This window comes from Deltaproteobacteria bacterium (genome assembly GCA_026712905.1).
GTDB lineage: Bacteria > Desulfobacterota > Binatia > UBA9968 > JAJDTQ01 > JAJDTQ01.
This window is the reverse complement of record JAPOPM010000145.1, coordinates 19,935-36,166: the sequence shown is the minus strand read 5'-3', so window position 1 is coordinate 36,166 and position 16,232 is coordinate 19,935. Positions and strand designations below refer to the sequence as shown.

The following is a 16,232-nucleotide window of genomic DNA, read 5'->3' as shown; positions in this document are numbered from 1 at the left end:
TTACGTCGCTACGGCATCCGGTTCAGCGCAAATTGGCTCTTGCCTCGAGATCAAGGCAACGCTCGAGGAGCGCGTCGAACGGTTCGGCATCGCCCAACAGCATGCCGTCGGAAACCATCCTGTCGTAGTCCTCAGCGAGCGCGTCCCGAGCGAGGCCGTCCGGGACCAGTTGAAGCCCGCCCGAAACGGCGGTCTCATAGTCTATCCACTTGCCCGCGACGTCCTTCTCGCGAAAAAACGCCGCCTTGTGCCGGGCTACCGTCAACGCGAGCTCGCGCTCAGCGAGGGCGTTGCCGGCGTATCCGGCCGCGTCCAACCGTGCGACGTCGTGCCAGTGGCGGGACAGTCGCTCGCCCCGGTGGCGCTGCTGACGGCAGAACACGTGAATGGCCGTGGCCTTTTCCCAGAATGTACGTTCGGCCAGCATGACCGACGGAGAAGCTGTTGGCAGAACGATGCCAGGAAGATGAGGCGCCGCGTCACACGCCACCGGACGCTTTTCGTGCGGTTCGCCCGTCCCGCGCGCGCCAAACTCAACCATGACTTCGGGCCTGACGAATCCAGGGTCGTCGAACAACGACTCATAACGAACGAGCAGCCGTTCTCCTGAGGCGCGGACCTCGGCTGAGAAACCTTCACGCGCGAGGCACTCGCCAACCGCCGGGAGGCACTCGCCCCGGACCCATGCGGCGAGACGCGAGCGGATGGCGCTGCTCCAGCGTTGCTCCTGGCTTCGCGTCGGTGGCAGCGCCTCGGCGCCCGCGCCGGTCACGAGGTCCGGTGCGAAGGCGCGGATGTCGTAGGTAACGTCGATATCCTCCGAGAAGCGGCGGATTACCTGGTAGGCCTTTGCCAGCGACGTGCCGCCCTTGAACACAATGTCGGAGCCGAACGGCAAGTCGAACAGGACGCGCAACGTCTGAACGACCCAGATATCCTTCTCCAGGAGGAAGGCCCGCATCCCGCTCGCTTCCTGCGCTGCTCTCAGTGCCTCCCGCCTGTCGCGGGCCGCCAAAGACTGGAACGATACCTCAGCCATTCGTGACAAGGGCACTCACCGGCTCCGCCATCCAATGCGGCATGGTCGCCCGCGCCTCGGCAAGCTCTTCCACATCCTCGCGAGAGAGGCTTGGCACAACAGCTTCCAGCCCCTCCCGGATCTCGGCCGGACCAAGCCAGGCCAAGGCACGGATGACATCGCCGGCCCTGCGGCGGGGAGCCGTGAGCTGCCAGCGCGGGGCATGACGCAGTTCGACTTCCAGACTACCGAACCGCAGGCAGCGATCGGGGCCGGATGTGAGATAGACCGACCGCACTGGAATCTGGGTTGTGAGGCCGAGAACATGCGCCGCGGCACCACCGCAGGGGACGATGGTCTCGCCCCACATGGCCGCGAGCGCCTCAATCCCCTTATCGATGCTGGGTGCGCACTGCCCGAACCGGGTTTCGACCGGCTTCATGTAGATCCCTTGGCAGATCCGCATCAGCCTCTCGGAACGCGCGAGGCGAGAGAGCGCCTGATCGACCGCCGCTCGGCTGCCGAGATGAAGCAGCGGGCCGGCGCAGATCGGCGTGCCCTCCCGAAGAGAGCCGGTGTGCTGCATGATTTGTTTGGACAGGCTGGGCATGATGGTTTCTCGCAACCAATTTTGTCAGAAGAATACCAATGAAACTGACAAAATGCAATGCTCCTACGCTCAATAGGAAGTGTAGGCGCGGTTCCGATTCTCACCAACTTCGTCTTCCCATCGGTGAAAACTAGAAGGATCTTTCAGCACGGTCGCGGAGAATAAAGCTCCTTACCTCCGCAATATAGGCGGAGATTAACTTGTCAATGAAGAGAGTGGGTGCTATATTCTCCGCATGTTGCACGGAGAATATCCTGCATACATCTGGCAACGTCCGGATTGGCCGCGGTTCCAGCAGGATACGGCCCGGCTCGCCGAGCACCTCGCGCACACACGCCACATCCAGGGAAGACTGCTTGGCCGCATGGAGGCACTGGGTTTCGAGATGCGCAGCCAAGCCACGTTGCGCACGCTCACCGAGGATGTCGTGAAGACGAACGAGATCGAGGGAGAGATGCTCGCCCCCGACCAGGTCCGCTCGTCGATTGCAAACCGCCTCGGCCTTGATATCGGCGGCCTGCCGGCGGCTGATCGCAACATCGACGGCGCCGTCGAAATGGCGCTCGACGCTACTCGGAACTATGCCGAGCCCCTGACCGAAGAACGGCTGTTCTCGTGGCACGCCGCCCTGTTCCCGACCGGGCGCAGCGGCATGCGCCGGATTCGCGTCGGCCAATGGCGCGACGACGGGGACGGGCCGATGGAGGTGGTCTCAGGCCCGGTCGGTCGCCAGCGCGTTCACTATACCGCTCCGCCTGCCGAGCGCCTCGGGGACGAGATATCCAGGTTCCTGGAATGGTTCGAAGGCACACAGTCGATGGAGCCCGTGCTCGCCGCCGGCATCGCTCATCTCTGGTTCGTCACCATTCATCCTTTCGACGACGGCAACGGACGTATCGCACGGGCCATCGCCGACATGGCGCTGGCCCGGTCGGAAGAGAGCCCCGAGCGATTCTACAGCATGTCCGCCCAGATCCGCCTGGAGCGCAACGCCTACTACGACATCCTTGAGGCAACCCAAAAAGGTAGCCTGGATGTCATCGATTGGCAGGTCTGGTTTCTCGAATGTCTCGCACGCGCCATCGAGAACGCTCAGGAAACGCTCGCCACCGTGCTGACAAAGGCCCGCTTTTGGGAAGCCCATGCCCACGAGCCCCTAAACGAGCGCCAAGTGAAGATCCTCAACCGGCTTCTGGACGGCTTCGAAGGGAAACTCACCTCGTCGAAGTGGGCAACGATAAACCGCTGCTCGCAGGACACGGCGAATCGAGACATTCGCGATCTGATAGAGCGTGGAATCCTGGTCCGTAGCAAGACTGGGGGTCGGAGCACTAGCTACGAATTCGTCTGCCCGGTGGCCATTGAGACTGAGCCCCAGCGGCGATGACACTCAGCCAAGCAGGAAGTAACGCCCATGCCGATGCCGAGAGAGGCAAGGATCGAGAAGGTGCAGCGGCTCCTGACGGCGCACAAGAAGACTAAGGAAATGCTGGGAAAGGAGCCGTTGACGCAGGAAGTACATCCGGGCACCGACATCGCAAGGAACTGGACGGTGATCACTGCTGCCTATAGCGGTCTTGAGCAAACGCTAAAGTACCTGATTGCAGAGCAAACAGGGCTGACCATCGCAGAGTTGATCGATCTTGCAGTCCCGGAGAACGCCGACGTGGGAGAGAGTAACGCTTGGCGGTATCCGTTCCGGACGCACAACTTGGGTTGGCTATTTTCGAAGATCGAAGAGCCGACGCAAAACACCGTGCCAGAGTTCTACGAGCGATTCCGATCGCTACACTCCTACCTTGCTATTGGGAGAGTGGACCATTTCCTGACTCTTATCTCCGGCCCGAAAGGGGCTGGCTATGAGCGGTGGCGTTACACGCTGATTGAAGACAAGCCACTGCCGAGGAACAGCCCGGAGGCGCTCTTGGCGATCTGGGGAGTGTGCGTCCAGATCGCACAGGAGAAAGTCTGGAAGAATCAGCTGGTGTGGATGCCGGAAACCGAACATCGCTCCGAGCCTTTGTAGATCGCGCCCAAGGTCACACGGCCATCCGGTAAGCGCTGTGGGACACGGGCCGACGAGAGCGCCGCGCCCCCTGGAAGCGGGGCATGGTTCCGCTCTCCCGAACCGGAAGAAAGAAGGGGTGCGTTACTAGCGTTTGCGCCGCCTCACTGCCACGTCTTCAACTCCGGATAAACCTCCGTCGCGAACAGCTCCATGCTCCGCTTCGTCTCCTCGTGGGTCATGAACCCGGCCTGGTTCATCATGAGCAGGTGCCCCACGCCGCAGCGGTCGTAGAGGTACCTGACCTTTTCGATGACCTTCTTGGGGGTGCCGGCGATGATGACGCCCTGGTCGATGAGGTCTTCGTAGGTGCGGTTGTAGCGGGCCATGCCCTTGGGGTCGAAGAAACGGGTGAGGCCCTGGGGGGGCACGAACCCGGGCGGAGCGAAGAAGCCCACGGGGCGGCGCTTGTTGAGGTACCAGAGGAGCTTGCGGCCGCCCTCTTCCGCTTTCTTGTCGGTCTCGCCGGTGAAAGTCAGGGCGCAATAGGCGAACCTGTCGGTGCCGGGCTCAGGGTAGTTCATCTCCTCGCAGCGCTTGCGGTAGGCGGTGAAGAGGGCTTCGGTCTGCTCGTAGGAGGTGAGCACGGTGGCCAGGGTGTAGTGGTGGTCGGCCACCCAGGGCACGGCCGCCGGCTGGCTGCCGGTGATCCAGATGGGGGGATGGGGCTGCTGGTAGGGGCGCGGCCACGGGTTGACGTAGCGGTAGTGGTAGTGCTTGCCCTCCCAGTTGAACACGTCCTGGGTCTTCCATGCCTTGATGATGAGGTCGTGGGCCTCCTGCATGCGTTCCCGGGTGTCGGAGGGGTTGGTGTTGGCGGGATGGATCTCGGTGCCCACGCCGCGGACGAAACCGGCGATGAGCCGGCCGCCGGAAATGACGTCGATCATGGCGGCGTCCTCGGCCACCTGGATGGGGCTCCGGTGTGCCAGCGGGAAGCCCAGCACCAGGATCTTGGCGCGCTTGGTGCGGCGCACCAGGGTGCCGGCGGTGATGGAGACGTTGGCCGCCATGCAAGTGGCCGTGGCGTGATGCTCGTTGAGCATGATCTCCAGGCCCAGCTCGTCGGCGTACTCGTACTCGTCGAGGTAGCGGTTGTAGAGATCGTGGGCGATCTTTGGATCGCAGTAGCGGCTGGGCAGGGTCACGCGCATGGCCCCGTAGGTTTCCTCCGCATCATCGGGGAGGAAGGGATAAGGCATCTCGGTGAAATGGTAGGCCAGCATTTCCTGGTCCTCCTTTAATGAAAACGGCATCCTTCGACAAAGCTCAGGACAGGTGCAGCAAAGTCGCAGGACGCCAACTACTCACTCTCCAGAAACTCCGTAACCGCCCGGGCCAGGGCCTTGGGCTGCTCCCACTGCGGGTAGTGGCCGGCTTTGGGTATCGCGGTGAGGCCGGCGCCGGGAATGGCCTGCTGGAGCGCGCGGCCGTAGTCCGGGGTTACCACCCGGTCGCTCTCGCCCCAGAACAGGTGGGCGGGAACCCGTATCCGGGCCAGCCGCCGCATGAGCTTGGGGTTGTACATGAAGGGACGCCAGGCAAACTTCAGCACCGACTGGCGGTTGCGCAGCAGGGTGAGCAGCTCATCGCCCTCCACGCCTTCCATGCCGGGCCACCGGAGCGCCTTGGCGGCCGCCGGGTCGTGCCACGCCAGCTCCGCGACCTCCTGGACCGTGTAGACGTAGACGTCCTGCACGTCGCGCACGGTGGGAGACGAAACCTTGATGCCGACCGAATCGACCAACGCCAGACGCCGGATCTGCTGGTGCGCGCGCACCGCCATCTCGGCCGCCACCCAGCCGCCGAAGCCGTGGGCGATGACGTCCACCGGCCCCGCGTCCAGACCTTCGAGCAGGTCGAGCCCCAGGAAGGCCAGGTCTTCCATGGTGTCCGCCCAGTCGGGCAGTTCCGACCGGTTCACCCCGGGCAGGGACGGCACCACCGCCTGGAAACGCCCGGCCAGCGCGTCGTCGAAGAGCGGGACCGGCGTTTCGGGCTGGTCGCCGTAGAGGATCACCACCGGGGCGCCCTCCCCGCGGCGGCGCACGCCCAGCTTGACGCCATCCACCTCCATGGTCTCGGAAACCCACGTCATGAACCCTGCGCCTCCTCCGCGTGACCCTGCGCCTCTTCCGCGTGCCGCTTGATGAAATCGATGGCCAATGCGTTGAACTCCTCGGGGTGCTCCGCGTGGGAGCAGTGCCGCGAGTTTTCGAAAACCTTCACTTCGGAACCGGGTATCTCGGCCTGCAGGTCGGTGGCGTAGGTGGGAAAACGCAGCGGGTCCTTGTCGCCGGCCACGATCAGCACCGGACAGCGGATCTTGCCGTAGTCGGGCCGCACGGGACGGAAGCCGCGAGGCTGTCCCGAGGGCGCGAGGCGGGCGGCGGCGCACGCCTCCCACACGCCCGGTTCCAGACTGGCCTGCCAGCGCTCCTCCACCACCTCGTCGGCCCACCAGCGCTCGTTGTAGAAGCACACGCGCAGGATGTCGCGCATCTGCTCCCGCTCGCCGGTGTAAGCGGTGAGTATCTTGCGTTCGTCGTTGTCGGGGGCCTTGCCGCCGCCGCTCACGGCGATCACCGAGGCCACGTCGAAGCGCGGGTCCGTCGCCATCTGGAGGCAGAACCCGCCGCCGAAGGAGTTGCCCATGAGGTGCACGGGGCCGAGGCACATGGTCCGGAGGAAGCCGTCGACGTGCTTGAGTCGGAAACCCACGGCGTCGCTGAAGTTGTACACCAGGTCGGTGCGGCCGAAGCCGGCCAGGTCGGGGGCGTAGACGTGGAAGTGCTCGCCGAGCTGGGCGATGTTGTAACGCCAACTGAACTCGGCCCGGCCGCCGAACTCGCCGCTGTGGATCAGCACGACGGTGGGGCCGCGGCCGACGCCCGCTTCGAGGTAATGGGTACGTATCTGGCCCACTTCGACGAAGTGGCTGCTTACGCCAGGGGGGAGGTCGATCATGGAAGGTTGCGTAGCCGATGGCACCATAGCCTGTCAATATGGGGGCCCCGCCCCCCCTGGATTCCCGCTTCCGCGGGAATGACGTTCCGTAGGGTGGAGGGGCCCCGCCCCCCCTGGATTCCCGCCCCCGATCGGGGGCGAGGGCAAGCTTTCGCGGGGATGACGTTCCGTAGGGTTTTTGCCTCACGGGTTTGTCACAGCCTGTTTCGCGGGAATGGCGGGTCGAGGGGGCTCTGCTCCATGAGGTTGACACCGCCCGTTCCGCGGGACTGACGATTCCGGGCGTTTGGCGCGTCTGCCCGGGGGAAACGAGACTCGCGGCTGAACCGGGTATGTGGTAGTGTCGTGCCTCAAGTCGGATTCAATCCCGACCCGCATCACCGAAACATCAAGAACGCAGGGGGGATCACATGCACTGGGGTATGGAGAACAGAATGGCGCGCATCATCCAGCCGAATGATGGACGTTGCGTGATGTTGGCCGTGGACCACGGCTACTTTCTCGGCCCGACGAGCGGGCTGGAGCAGCCACGCGAGACCATCGAGCCGCTACTGCCCCACGCGGACGCCATCATGCTCACCCGCGGCGTGCTGCGGACCGCCGTGGATGCCAACATGCAGGGGCCGGTGGTGCTGCGGGTGTCCGGCGGCACCAGCATCCTGAAGGAACTGTCCAACGAGGACATCACCGTTTCCATCGAGGACGCCATCCGCCTCAACGTGTCGGCCATGGCGCTGTCGATCTTCGTGGGCTCGGAGTTCGAGAAGGAGACACTGGTGAGCCTCGCCAAGCTGGTGGACGAGGGCGAGAGGTACGGCATCCCCGTGCTCGCCGTCACCGCGGTGGGCACGAACATGGCCCGGGACGAGCGCTATCTGAGTCTTTCGTGCCGCATCGCCGCCGAGCTGGGCGCCCACATCGTCAAGACCTACTACTGCGAGGGGTTCGAGAACCTGGTCAACAGTTGCCCGATTCCGGTGATCGTGGCCGGCGGCAAGAAGACCCCGGAGATGGAAGCCCTGGAGCTCACCAAGAACGCCGTGGACCACGGCGCGGTGGGCGTCGACATGGGCCGCAACATCTTCCAGTCCGACAGCCCGGCGGGGATGATCCAGGCGGTGCGGGCCATCGTCCACGGCGGCGCCTCGGTCGAGGAAGCCTACGGCATCTACGAGTCGTCGCGGCCGTCGTCGGAACGCGCGGCCGGCTAGGCGGTATAAGGGACCTTTCGGTTACGAGCGGGGGTGACGGTGACCCTTCACTACCGTCATTCCCGCGGAAGCGGCTGTGTCAATACCCGTGAGGCAAGGACCCTACGGAACGTCATTCCCGCGAGACAGGCTGTGTCAATACTCACCAAGCTACCACGTAACAGAACGTCATTCCCGCGGAAGCGGGAATCCAGGGGCGGTGGTGGGGCACTACAACGGCGTTTCCCCGCCTCGCCACCCCTGGATTCCCGCTTTCGCGGGAATGACGGTGGTGGGTGTTCAGCCTAGAGCCGATCACACAACAGCCAGCCTTCGGGAACGAGCCATGCGCGTCGCCATGTACTACAGCAACGATGACGTTCGGCTGGAGGAACTGCCGGTTCCCAAGGCCGGGCCGGGCGAGTTGCTGATGCGGGTGGAGGCCAGCGGCATCTGCGGCACCGACGTGCTCGAGTGGTACCGCCGCCAGCAGGCGCCCAGGGTGCTCGGCCACGAGGTCACCGGCGAGGTGGCCGAGGTGGGCGCCGGGGTCACCGGATTCGCACCCGGCGACCGCATCGTCACCACCCACCACGTTCCCTGCAACGACTGCCACCACTGCCGCTCCGGACACGCCTCAGTGTGTCAGCTCATGCGCGAGACCCACTTCGATCCCGGCGGCTTCGCCGAGTACCTGCGGCTGCCCAAGGTCAACGTGGATTGCGGAACCTTCCTGCTTCCGGACTCGCTTTCCTTCGAAGCGGGCTCCTTTGTCGAGCCGCTGGGCTGCGTCGTGCGGGCCCAAGACCACGCCCGCGCGCCGTTGCAGGAAAACGTGCTGGTCATCGGCACCGGCATCGCCGGGCTGCTGCACGTCCAGGTGGCCCGGAGCCGCGGGGTCAAGGCCCTGGCCGCCACCGACATCAACGAGGAACGCCTGCGCCTGGCCCGCTCCCTAGGCGCCCACCACACCTTCCACGCCACCGACGACGTGCCGGCGCGCGTGCGCGAAGCCTGCGACGGCCGGCTGGCGGATCTCGTGATCGTCTGCACCGGCGCCGCCCCGGCGATCCGGCAAGCGTTCCAGAGCGTCGAGCGCGGCGGCAAGCTGCTCTTCTTCGCCTCCACTCCAGCCGGGCACGAAGTGCCCATGCCGCTATACGAGATGTGGCGCGACGAGGTCGGCCTCGTCACTTCCTATGGCGCGAGTCCGCAGGATTTGAAGGATGCCGTGGATCTGTTGGCGGGTGGAAAGGTGCGCGTGGACGAGCTTGTCACCCACCGCCTGTCCCTTGCAGAGACGGAGAGGGGCTTTCAGCTCGTGGCCAACGCACAGGATTCGCTCAAGGTCATCATCGAGCCGCAGCGAGCCTGACTGCCGACTCGATTCTTCCGCATGGGAGCCAGCATGGTCCAGATCATCGCGCGAATAGCCGCTGGGTCGCTACTGCGAAGGCATGCGGGCGAGTCGCTTCGTAGTCTCGATCAGTACCGTCACCTGCTCATCACCAAACTTGTTAATGCCGAACCCGTGGGCAATGGCGTTCCTGCATTTCATCATGTCGGCGAGACCCTGATAGTCGTCCCTTGAGATGACGCCATGAACGACCGCAAGATTGAGGACGTAGCCCGATGTCGTTATACGTTTGATCGAGACCCCCTCTTCCTCGATCATCATCCTCAACAGGGCCTCGCATGCCGACCAGGCAAGAAGAAAGGCCGCCTCGGCAAAACCTGATTCAAGCACTCTTTCAGCCTGCGCAATCCGCTGAAGGATGTTCTCTCCCTCGAACGACTTCGCGCCGTCAGGTGACTCCAGGCCCTCGGGTTCACCCACAAGAATCAACTCGAAGCTCCACCCAGGCTTTGAGTTGAGCAGTTGCGCCAGCTTTGTCACTTCGGGAGTCGCGGTCAGCGTGGACCGGCATTTCACTTCGATCACCTTTGTTTCGTCACCTTTCCGGGCGACCAAATCCGCGCGGAAACCGGGCAAGAAATCCAGGGACTCGTCTCGGGACACGGCGTAGCCCTTGCTGCGGTATTCCTCTGCCGTTACGTCGGCGAGTCTTGATTCGAGAATGGTTGCGTCTTCCATCAGGAAATCACCTCCTGAATCGGCGCATTGTCCACAACGACGTGGAGGAATGCTCTGCCTTGGGCAAGCGCCTCATTCAAAACAAGTGATGAACTTTGAACTCGCAAAATGGCATTCAGGTTTCTCTTACGACAGAGCATATCCGTTACCTGGGAGTCATCAGAATAAACCAGTCCCTTCAAGGCGTCCAGAATCAGCTTGGGGATATTGTCGACATCCGGAGCCCCTCGGTCGAAGAAGTGAGTCACGGTCACCATGACCGGCCCTACAAACGGTGAATCCACACCCCAACGCGTTGCCGCCCCGCTCCTGACGTTCCGGGTCCACTGCCTTCGGCGCTCAACATTGCGGGCTTGTTGAGACACGGGAGAACCGTCTACGACGAATTCGAAGGGTAAGGCCACTGCTCTATGTGATACTCAAGGATCGCACAACCGAACCGGGTAGTAGTCGAGTTCTGACTCAAACCACAGTAGAAGCGAATACCGTGCCAAACCTGTCCGTCGGCCTACGCCCCGCCTACAACCGCAGAGCCATCCGCTTTCGTCGGGAAACTGACGCAGTGTCATCTGAGGGACATAATGTCGACGTTTCGGTGTGCTCATCGGCGGCGATGGAACTCAGCAACGCGTTTCGACACATAAGCGAGGGAAGTCCTCGCTCCGTATCGTTACGCTGTCAAGAGTGGTGAAGCGTGACGACGGTAGCCGCAGGCAATATTGCCCTGTGGTACGCCTCTACAGGCGGGGGCTGGCGTGGAGGTTTATTCGAGCTCCGTCGATTCAACCGGCGCTTGCCGCACCTTGCCGGCGGCTATCTCGCGCAGGGCCACGACGATCTCGCGGTTGTCGGAGTCCACCAGGGGCTTGGCGCCCTTGAGGAGCTGCTTGGTGCGTTGGGAACCGAGCATGACGAGCTTGAAGCGGTTGGTAACCTCGTTGAGGCAGTCTTCGACGGTAATTCTTGCCACGGCATTGTCTCCTGTTACGCGAAGCTCTGTTGGGCCGGAACCTCTTCCCGCGCCGACGTGTCGATCTCGAAACCCAGGTCCGCGATCATCCGATGGGCGTCGGAGGCGTCCTGGCCCGAGGTGGTCAGGTAGCCGTTGACGAAGATGGAGTTGGCCGGGTACAGGCTCAGCGGCTGCAGCGAGCGCAGGTTGACTTCCCGCCCTCCGGCCACGCGGATCTCCTTGCTCGGGTTGACGAAGCGGAACAGGCACAGGACCTTGAGGCAGTACTGGGGCGTCAGATTGGAACGCCCGGCCATGGGGGTCCCGGGGATGGCGTGCAGGAAGTTGACCGGGATGGAATCCACATCCAGCTCCCGTAGCGACACGGCCAGGTCGAGGACGTCGTCGTCCTGCTCGCCGAGTCCGACGATGCCGCCGCAGCAAGTGGACAGCCCCGCGGCCTTGACGCTTTCCAGCGTCGCCACCCGGTCCTCGTAGGTATGCGTCGTGACCACCTCGGGGTGGTAGCGGCTGCTGGTGTTGAGGTTGTGGTTGACCCGCTCGACCCCGGCGTCCTTGAGGATGCGCGCCTTGGACTCGGTCAGCAGCCCCATGCACGCGCAGATGTTGATGGGGACGCGGCTCTTGATCTCGGCCACGGCGTCGGCCATCCGCTCGGTTTCCTTGAGCGTGGGGCCGCGACCGCTGTTGACCAGGCAGAAGCGCATGGCGCCCACTTCCTTGGCCCGCAACGCGGCTTCCACCAATTCCTCCTTGGCGAGAAACGGGTACTTGTCGATCTCGGCCTCGGAAACCGACGACTGCGAACAGTAGCCGCAATCCTCGGGGCACAGACCGCTCTTGGCGTTCATGAGCACGTGGATCTGCACCCGTTTGCCGTAGTAGTGGTGGCGGACGCGGAAGGCGGCGTCGAGCAATTCCGGCAACCTTTCGTCGGCGCCGTGAATGACGGACTTCATTTCAGCCGGGGACAGAAGTTCTCCGGCGAGCGACTTTTCCGCGAGATCCGCGTACCTCGGTTCCACGTTGTTCATGGGGGTTTCGTGTAACATGGGGGGTGCGATTCCGCAACCAAACCGCCGCCCGCGCACCAGGCGCCTAACCGATGAAGAGCTGGAAGATCGCGCCCCGCTGGTTCGCCACCGTCTTGGGCATCAGGAGCCGCGGCTCGGGCACCAGCGCGCTCCGGGCCACCTCCCAGTTGGTCTGCGGCAACGGGTCCAGCGCGCGGATCTCGTCCAGCGAAAGGTAGACGGCCCGGTCCACTTCCCGCCCGTCCGGCGTGGGCTCGGCGGTCAGGCCCCGGAGCAGCAGCACGACGTAGAGGCTGTTGCCGGACTCGGCGTCGTAGCGGCTGCGGACACCCAGCACTCCCTCGACCTCCGCCTCGACCCCGGCCTCCTCGGCCACCTCGCGCACCACCGCGTCCTCGATGGTCTCGTCCGGCTCGATGAAACCGCCGGGGACCTGCCAGTTGCCGTGCCCGCGGCGCGACGCGCGGCGCACGAAGAGCAGGCGTCCGTCCCGCACCACCGCCCCACCCACGCCGACATTGTAGCCCGTGTTGTAGCGTTCCGGTATGGCCATGTCGTCCTTTCCGGTCGCGAGCGTTCTCCCCGCGACCCCGCGATGTTATAACTTGGTCCATGAACGCGCGTCCAGCAACACTCGATCGGGGCCGCCCGCCCACGGTCCCACGGAGGACCCGCCATGAGTGACGCCCTGGGTTGGCGGCGCAAGTTCGCCGTCATCGCCCCTTCCACCAATACTTCCGTGCAGCCCGAGTTCGACGACATGCGACCGGAGGGTGTGACCAACCACTTCGCCCGCATCTGGATCCCCGACGATCCCATCCACGACGACGCGGACTTCGAGCAGTTGATGCGGAACATCCGCGCGGAGGTGGACAACGCCATCGACCGCGTCATGACATGCCGGCCCGACTACCTGATCATGGGTATGTCGTCCGAGACGTTCTGGGACGGCGCCGAGGGCAGCCGGCGCCTGCTGGCGAACGTGGAGGACCGGTCGGGGGTCCGCGTGGCCATGGGCTCCTACGCGTGCGAGGCGGCGTTGGAGGCCTACGGCGGCATTCGCCGCCTGGGGGTGATCACGCCCTACATGCCCGTGGGCGACTCCCAGGTGGTGCGCTTCTTCACCGACTGCGGCTACGAGGTGGCGCGCCTCAAGGGGCTCAAATGCGAGAGCCCGGTGCTGATCGCCCACGTACAGGCGGACACGCTGGAGGCGGCCATCCAGGAAGTGGACGGCGACGACGTGGACGCGGTGGTCCAGGTGGGCACCAACCTGGCCATGGCGCGTATCGCGGCGGAGGCGGAACAACGGCTGGGCAAGCCGGTCATCGCCATCAACACGGCCATCTACTGGTACGCGATGCGCCAGAACGGTCTGTCGGACAAGGTCGAGGGCTTCGGCAGCCTGCTGTCGCGGTTTTGAGCATCCTCCGACGGAAAGGGGACAACTCGTGGACTTGACGGTTTATCGCGTCCCCGCGTGGGCGGCCGAGCCCGGACTGAGACACGGCTTCGCGGGCCGGAACGGGGGCAACAGCGCGGGCGCGTACGCCAGCCTCAACGTCTCCTTTAACGTCGGCGACGACCCCCGGGCGGTGAAGGACAACTATTGCGCCATGAAGGGCGCCGTGGGCATGGTCGGGACCCGGATGGTCACCATGCGGCAACGGCACGGCGACACGGTCCTCGACGTCGCCGAGCCATGCAAGGAGGCTGGCGAGGGGGACGCCATGGTGACGGACGCGCCGGGCGTTTTCCTGGGAGTGCTCACCGCCGACTGCGTTCCCATCGTCTGTTGGGCACACACGTCGGAGCGCCGGCTGGCGGCGGTCATCCACGCGGGCTGGCGCGGCACCCTTGCCGGGGTGGCGCCGAAGACCGTGCGGCACATCGAGAGCCGCTACGGCACGCCGGCTCACGACCTGGCGTGCGCCCTGGGACCGGCCATCGGACCGTGTTGCTACGAGATCGGCGCGGACGTGGCCGACCCGCTGGTGCGGCAGTGGGGGGAGCGGGCGGAGGCGGCGCTTCAGTCCCGAGACGGCGGCACCTACCTCGACCTGAGACGGCTGAACGCCGCGTTGCTGGCGGCGAGCGGCGTCCCCGAGGAGCGCATCCACTCGAGCGGCCCCTGTACCGCGTGCAACCCGGCGGAGTTCTTCTCCCACCGGCGGGAATCGAAGGGGGGCGCGGGGGTTACCGGGCGGCAGGCCGGCTTCATCGGATGGTCGACTGGGGGTTGAAGATGCGCGTTGAGGATACCGCGCTGAAAACAGAAAGCCCTGGCTGACGCGATGGCCAGCCAGGGCTCGGCGTACTGTCGGAATTGACCAAGACCCTCAATTCCGAAAATGGCTCGAGAGCCTAGGTCTCAGTCACCTCGCAGCTACATATTTCATACATATCTTGACCACCTCCTTTCTCTGCTGACTGCCATCCTAGGGAAGCAGGCGGCGTTTGTCAAATATTTTCCGCAACATGGGCGAAAACCCTACCCCTGGATTCCCGCTATCCCAGGCTGTGCCAAGACTGGATTGGCGCCAACCCCCCGATTCGTCATTCCCGCGGAAGCGGGAATCCATGGGTGGTGGTGGGGCACTATAGGGGCGTTTCTCCGCCTCGCCCCGCCTGGATTCCCGCTTCCGCGGGAATGACGATTCGGGGGGGTTGGCGCCAATCCTTGTCCGGACGACGCTCTGACACAGCCGCTTCCGCGGGAATGACGATTCGGGGGGTTGGCGCCAATCCTTGTCCGGGTGACGTTTTGACACAGCCTGTTGCGCGGGAATGACGATTCGGGGGGTTGGAGATACGCCTTATGGCGTCTTTGTCCGGACGCCCGCGAGCTTCTTGACGGCGAAGGCGGCGGCGTTGCGCACTCGGGCGTCGGGATCGTCCTTCGCGGCGCGGGTGAGCGCATCCAGGGTTTCCGCGTTCACCTCCGTCGCCTTGGCGAGGCTGGTTACCACCGCCACGCGGACCAGGGGCTCGGGGTCGCGCATGGCTTCCAGGAAGGCGGACGCGAGACCGATGTCCGCCGCGCCGGCGTCCCGGCCCTCGTGGACGTCCCGCAGGCAGTACACGGTCATGCGCCGCTGGGTGGGCGAGCCGTCGCGCAGAAGAGATTGAAGGCGCGCTTCCACCTCCGGGTAGCGTTTGCCGAGGTCGGTGAGCAGGAGTTGCGTGGCCCAGCGCAGGTCCTGATCGCCGCTTCCGAGACCGTGGGCGAGCACGTCGAGGCAGAGCGTGGAGGGGCGCGCCACCTGCCCCAGGGCGTAGGCGACGGGCCAACGCGGAGCGGCGCTCAAGCGCCGGTCGAGGGCCTCGGCAACCCCCGGCTCCTCGGCCGCCAGGGCCACCAACTCCTCCACGGCGCGGCGCACCACCCCCTTGTCGGTTTGCTCCAGCGCGGCGAGCAGGGGCGCCATGCGCGGGTCCAGTGTCGGTTCCGGCATACAGGGTTATGAGGATTCGATCACGCGGCGCAGGCGGCCCGGGAAGTCCGTGATGATGCCGTCGACCCCGAGGGCCAGGAGCTCGGTCATCTCGTCGGTGTCGTTGACGGTCCAGACGTGCACCTCGACGCCCAGGGCGTGGGCGGCGGCCAAGGACGCGGGCGTGACGAGATCGATGCCCTCGTGGCGGCGCGGTATCTGGAGCGCCCGGCCGGGGACTTCGGACGGTGCCGCTTGACCCGACCACAGCGCGGTCATGAGGGCGCGTATCTCGCCGGTGGAGAAGCCCGTGGCGACGGGTAGCCCGCGCTCGTGGATGACCGCCCGGGCGGAGCGCATCGTGGCATCGTCCTCTGCCGCCACCAGGACCTGTCGCGCCTTGCCGAACTCCTCGATCACATCGAACAACGTATTCATGGCGAGCGGCGACAATTCCTTGATCTCCACCGTGGCCGCGGCCTGGGGAAACTCCGCGAAGAACTCCCGCAGGGTGGGGACTCGGATTCCCTGCCCGCGGAAGGGATACGTCGCGCCGCCATCGGCGCTGAAGCGGTACCCGGCGTCGAGCCGCTGCAACTCCTCCACGCTCATTTCCCGTACCGGGCCAGCGGCATCGGTGGTGCGCTCGACGGTCGCATCGTGGATGATCACGATCTCACCGTCAGCGGTCGCGTGGACGTCCATTTCGAGAAAGGTCGCGCCTTCCTCAAGGCCGCGACGGAACGACGGCAGGGTGTTTTCCGGCATGGTGCCGGCGGCGCCCCGGTGCCCCGCGATGCGCGGCACCGGCCCCGAGAAAAATGCGTGCGAATGAGGTTCCGTCAT

Annotated in this window: 18 protein-coding genes; 6 read left to right on the top strand and 12 right to left on the bottom strand. The window is 64.8% G+C overall.

Translation table 11 applies throughout. The features are described from left to right. Positions 1-22: 22 nt before the first annotated feature. Complete coding sequence (locus OXF11_11450; protein ID MCY4487711.1) at positions 23-1,039, bottom strand: nucleotidyl transferase AbiEii/AbiGii toxin family protein; 1,017 nt, start codon at positions 1,037-1,039, stop codon at positions 23-25. After that, positions 1,032-1,628 (bottom strand): DUF6088 family protein, encoded by a 597-nt coding sequence (locus tag OXF11_11445; GenBank protein MCY4487710.1) that lies wholly within the window; start codon positions 1,626-1,628, stop codon positions 1,032-1,034. Before OXF11_11445 ends, OXF11_11450 begins: the two co-directional genes overlap by 8 nt. A gap of 235 nt (positions 1,629-1,863) precedes the next feature. On the opposite strand from OXF11_11445, the gene OXF11_11440 reads away from it, so the two are divergent. Continuing rightward, on the top strand, positions 1,864-3,015 hold the full coding sequence (locus OXF11_11440) for a Fic family protein (protein MCY4487709.1): 1,152 nt from the start codon (positions 1,864-1,866) through the stop codon (positions 3,013-3,015). A 27-nt stretch (positions 3,016-3,042) separates the two neighbouring features. Continuing rightward, positions 3,043-3,654 carry a hypothetical protein gene (locus tag OXF11_11435; GenBank protein MCY4487708.1) on the top strand — a complete coding sequence of 204 codons (612 nt, stop codon included), beginning with the start codon at positions 3,043-3,045 and terminating at the stop codon, positions 3,652-3,654. A gap of 143 nt (positions 3,655-3,797) precedes the next feature. Here OXF11_11435 and OXF11_11430 read toward each other — a convergent pair whose 3' ends face one another. The 3 genes from OXF11_11430 to OXF11_11420 all read right to left on the bottom strand — a co-directional run bounded on the left by OXF11_11430 (position 3,798) and on the right by OXF11_11420 (position 6,660). Continuing rightward, positions 3,798-4,919, bottom strand: coding sequence for an LLM class flavin-dependent oxidoreductase (locus OXF11_11430; protein ID MCY4487707.1), 1,122 nt, complete (start codon positions 4,917-4,919; stop codon positions 3,798-3,800). Positions 4,920-4,996: 77 nt separating this feature from the next. Next, positions 4,997-5,791: an alpha/beta hydrolase gene (locus OXF11_11425; GenBank protein ID MCY4487706.1), complete on the bottom strand. Its 795-nt coding sequence runs from the start codon at positions 5,789-5,791 to the stop codon at positions 4,997-4,999. After that, a complete protein-coding gene (locus tag OXF11_11420; protein MCY4487705.1) occupies positions 5,788-6,660 on the bottom strand; it encodes an alpha/beta hydrolase in 873 nt (290 codons plus the stop codon). Before OXF11_11420 ends, OXF11_11425 begins: the two co-directional genes overlap by 4 nt. Before the next feature lie 410 nt (positions 6,661-7,070). Here OXF11_11420 and lsrF point away from each other — a divergent pair, with 410 nt between their 5' ends. Beyond that, positions 7,071-7,871 carry a 3-hydroxy-5-phosphonooxypentane-2,4-dione thiolase gene (lsrF, locus tag OXF11_11415; GenBank protein MCY4487704.1) on the top strand — a complete coding sequence of 267 codons (801 nt, stop codon included), beginning with the start codon at positions 7,071-7,073 and terminating at the stop codon, positions 7,869-7,871. 325 nt (positions 7,872-8,196) lie between these two features. After that, the gene (locus OXF11_11410; protein MCY4487703.1) at positions 8,197-9,225 is read left to right on the top strand and encodes an alcohol dehydrogenase catalytic domain-containing protein; all 1,029 of its coding nucleotides are present in this window, start codon (positions 8,197-8,199) and stop codon (positions 9,223-9,225) included. A gap of 69 nt (positions 9,226-9,294) precedes the next feature. Here OXF11_11410 and OXF11_11405 read toward each other — a convergent pair whose 3' ends face one another. The 5 genes from OXF11_11405 to OXF11_11385 form a co-directional block, all read right to left on the bottom strand. Then, positions 9,295-9,945: a hypothetical protein gene (locus tag OXF11_11405; protein ID MCY4487702.1), complete on the bottom strand. Its 651-nt coding sequence runs from the start codon at positions 9,943-9,945 to the stop codon at positions 9,295-9,297. Next, positions 9,945-10,310, bottom strand: a complete 366-nt coding sequence (locus OXF11_11400) for a RusA family crossover junction endodeoxyribonuclease (protein ID MCY4487701.1) — start codon at positions 10,308-10,310, stop codon at positions 9,945-9,947. Before OXF11_11400 ends, OXF11_11405 begins: the two co-directional genes overlap by 1 nt. A 398-nt stretch (positions 10,311-10,708) precedes the next feature. Continuing rightward, positions 10,709-10,915, bottom strand: coding sequence for a DNA-directed RNA polymerase subunit omega (gene rpoZ, locus OXF11_11395; protein ID MCY4487700.1), 207 nt, complete (start codon positions 10,913-10,915; stop codon positions 10,709-10,711). 14 nt (positions 10,916-10,929) lie between these two features. Continuing rightward, positions 10,930-11,952: a biotin synthase BioB gene (gene bioB, locus OXF11_11390; GenBank protein MCY4487699.1), complete on the bottom strand. Its 1,023-nt coding sequence runs from the start codon at positions 11,950-11,952 to the stop codon at positions 10,930-10,932. 64 nt (positions 11,953-12,016) lie between these two features. Then, entirely contained in the window at positions 12,017-12,505 is a 489-nt protein-coding gene (locus OXF11_11385) for an NUDIX domain-containing protein (GenBank protein MCY4487698.1), read from the bottom strand. A gap of 123 nt (positions 12,506-12,628) precedes the next feature. Between OXF11_11385 and OXF11_11380 the strand changes: the two genes are divergently transcribed. Continuing rightward, a complete protein-coding gene (locus OXF11_11380) occupies positions 12,629-13,375 on the top strand; it encodes an arylmalonate decarboxylase (protein ID MCY4487697.1) in 747 nt (248 codons plus the stop codon). Positions 13,376-13,403: 28 nt separating this feature from the next. Beyond that, on the top strand, positions 13,404-14,195 hold the full coding sequence (pgeF, locus tag OXF11_11375) for a peptidoglycan editing factor PgeF (protein MCY4487696.1): 792 nt from the start codon (positions 13,404-13,406) through the stop codon (positions 14,193-14,195). A 573-nt stretch (positions 14,196-14,768) separates the two neighbouring features. On the opposite strand, the gene OXF11_11370 is transcribed toward pgeF, so the two are convergent. Both OXF11_11370 and OXF11_11365 read right to left on the bottom strand, forming a co-directional pair. Further along, positions 14,769-15,407 (bottom strand): HEAT repeat domain-containing protein, encoded by a 639-nt coding sequence (locus OXF11_11370; GenBank protein ID MCY4487695.1) that lies wholly within the window; start codon positions 15,405-15,407, stop codon positions 14,769-14,771. A 6-nt stretch (positions 15,408-15,413) separates the two neighbouring features. Beyond that, entirely contained in the window at positions 15,414-16,232 is an 819-nt protein-coding gene (locus OXF11_11365; protein MCY4487694.1) for a glycerophosphodiester phosphodiesterase, read from the bottom strand.

Excerpts from the sequence above, each read along its gene's own strand:
- OXF11_11450 (MCY4487711.1), bottom strand. The coding sequence starts at position 1,039 with ATGGCTGAGGTATCGTTCCAGTCTTTGGCGGCCCGCGACAGGCGGGAG.
- OXF11_11445 (MCY4487710.1), bottom strand. The coding sequence starts at position 1,628 with ATGCCCAGCCTGTCCAAACAAATCATGCAGCACACCGGCTCTCTTCGG.
- OXF11_11440 (MCY4487709.1), top strand. The coding sequence starts at position 1,864 with ATGTTGCACGGAGAATATCCTGCATACATCTGGCAACGTCCGGATTGG.
- OXF11_11435 (MCY4487708.1), top strand. The coding sequence starts at position 3,043 with ATGCCGATGCCGAGAGAGGCAAGGATCGAGAAGGTGCAGCGGCTCCTG.
- OXF11_11430 (MCY4487707.1), bottom strand. The coding sequence starts at position 4,919 with ATGCTGGCCTACCATTTCACCGAGATGCCTTATCCCTTCCTCCCCGAT.
- OXF11_11425 (MCY4487706.1), bottom strand. The coding sequence starts at position 5,791 with ATGACGTGGGTTTCCGAGACCATGGAGGTGGATGGCGTCAAGCTGGGC.
- OXF11_11420 (MCY4487705.1), bottom strand. The coding sequence starts at position 6,660 with ATGATCGACCTCCCCCCTGGCGTAAGCAGCCACTTCGTCGAAGTGGGC.
- lsrF (MCY4487704.1), top strand. The coding sequence starts at position 7,071 with ATGCACTGGGGTATGGAGAACAGAATGGCGCGCATCATCCAGCCGAAT.
- OXF11_11410 (MCY4487703.1), top strand. The coding sequence starts at position 8,197 with ATGCGCGTCGCCATGTACTACAGCAACGATGACGTTCGGCTGGAGGAA.
- OXF11_11405 (MCY4487702.1), bottom strand. The coding sequence starts at position 9,945 with ATGGAAGACGCAACCATTCTCGAATCAAGACTCGCCGACGTAACGGCA.
- bioB (MCY4487699.1), bottom strand. The coding sequence starts at position 11,952 with ATGAACAACGTGGAACCGAGGTACGCGGATCTCGCGGAAAAGTCGCTC.
- OXF11_11385 (MCY4487698.1), bottom strand. The coding sequence starts at position 12,505 with ATGGCCATACCGGAACGCTACAACACGGGCTACAATGTCGGCGTGGGT.
- OXF11_11380 (MCY4487697.1), top strand. The coding sequence starts at position 12,629 with ATGAGTGACGCCCTGGGTTGGCGGCGCAAGTTCGCCGTCATCGCCCCT.
- OXF11_11370 (MCY4487695.1), bottom strand. The coding sequence starts at position 15,407 with ATGCCGGAACCGACACTGGACCCGCGCATGGCGCCCCTGCTCGCCGCG.
- OXF11_11365 (MCY4487694.1), bottom strand. The coding sequence starts at position 16,232 with ATGACGGAACCTCATTCGCACGCATTTTTCTCGGGGCCGGTGCCGCGC.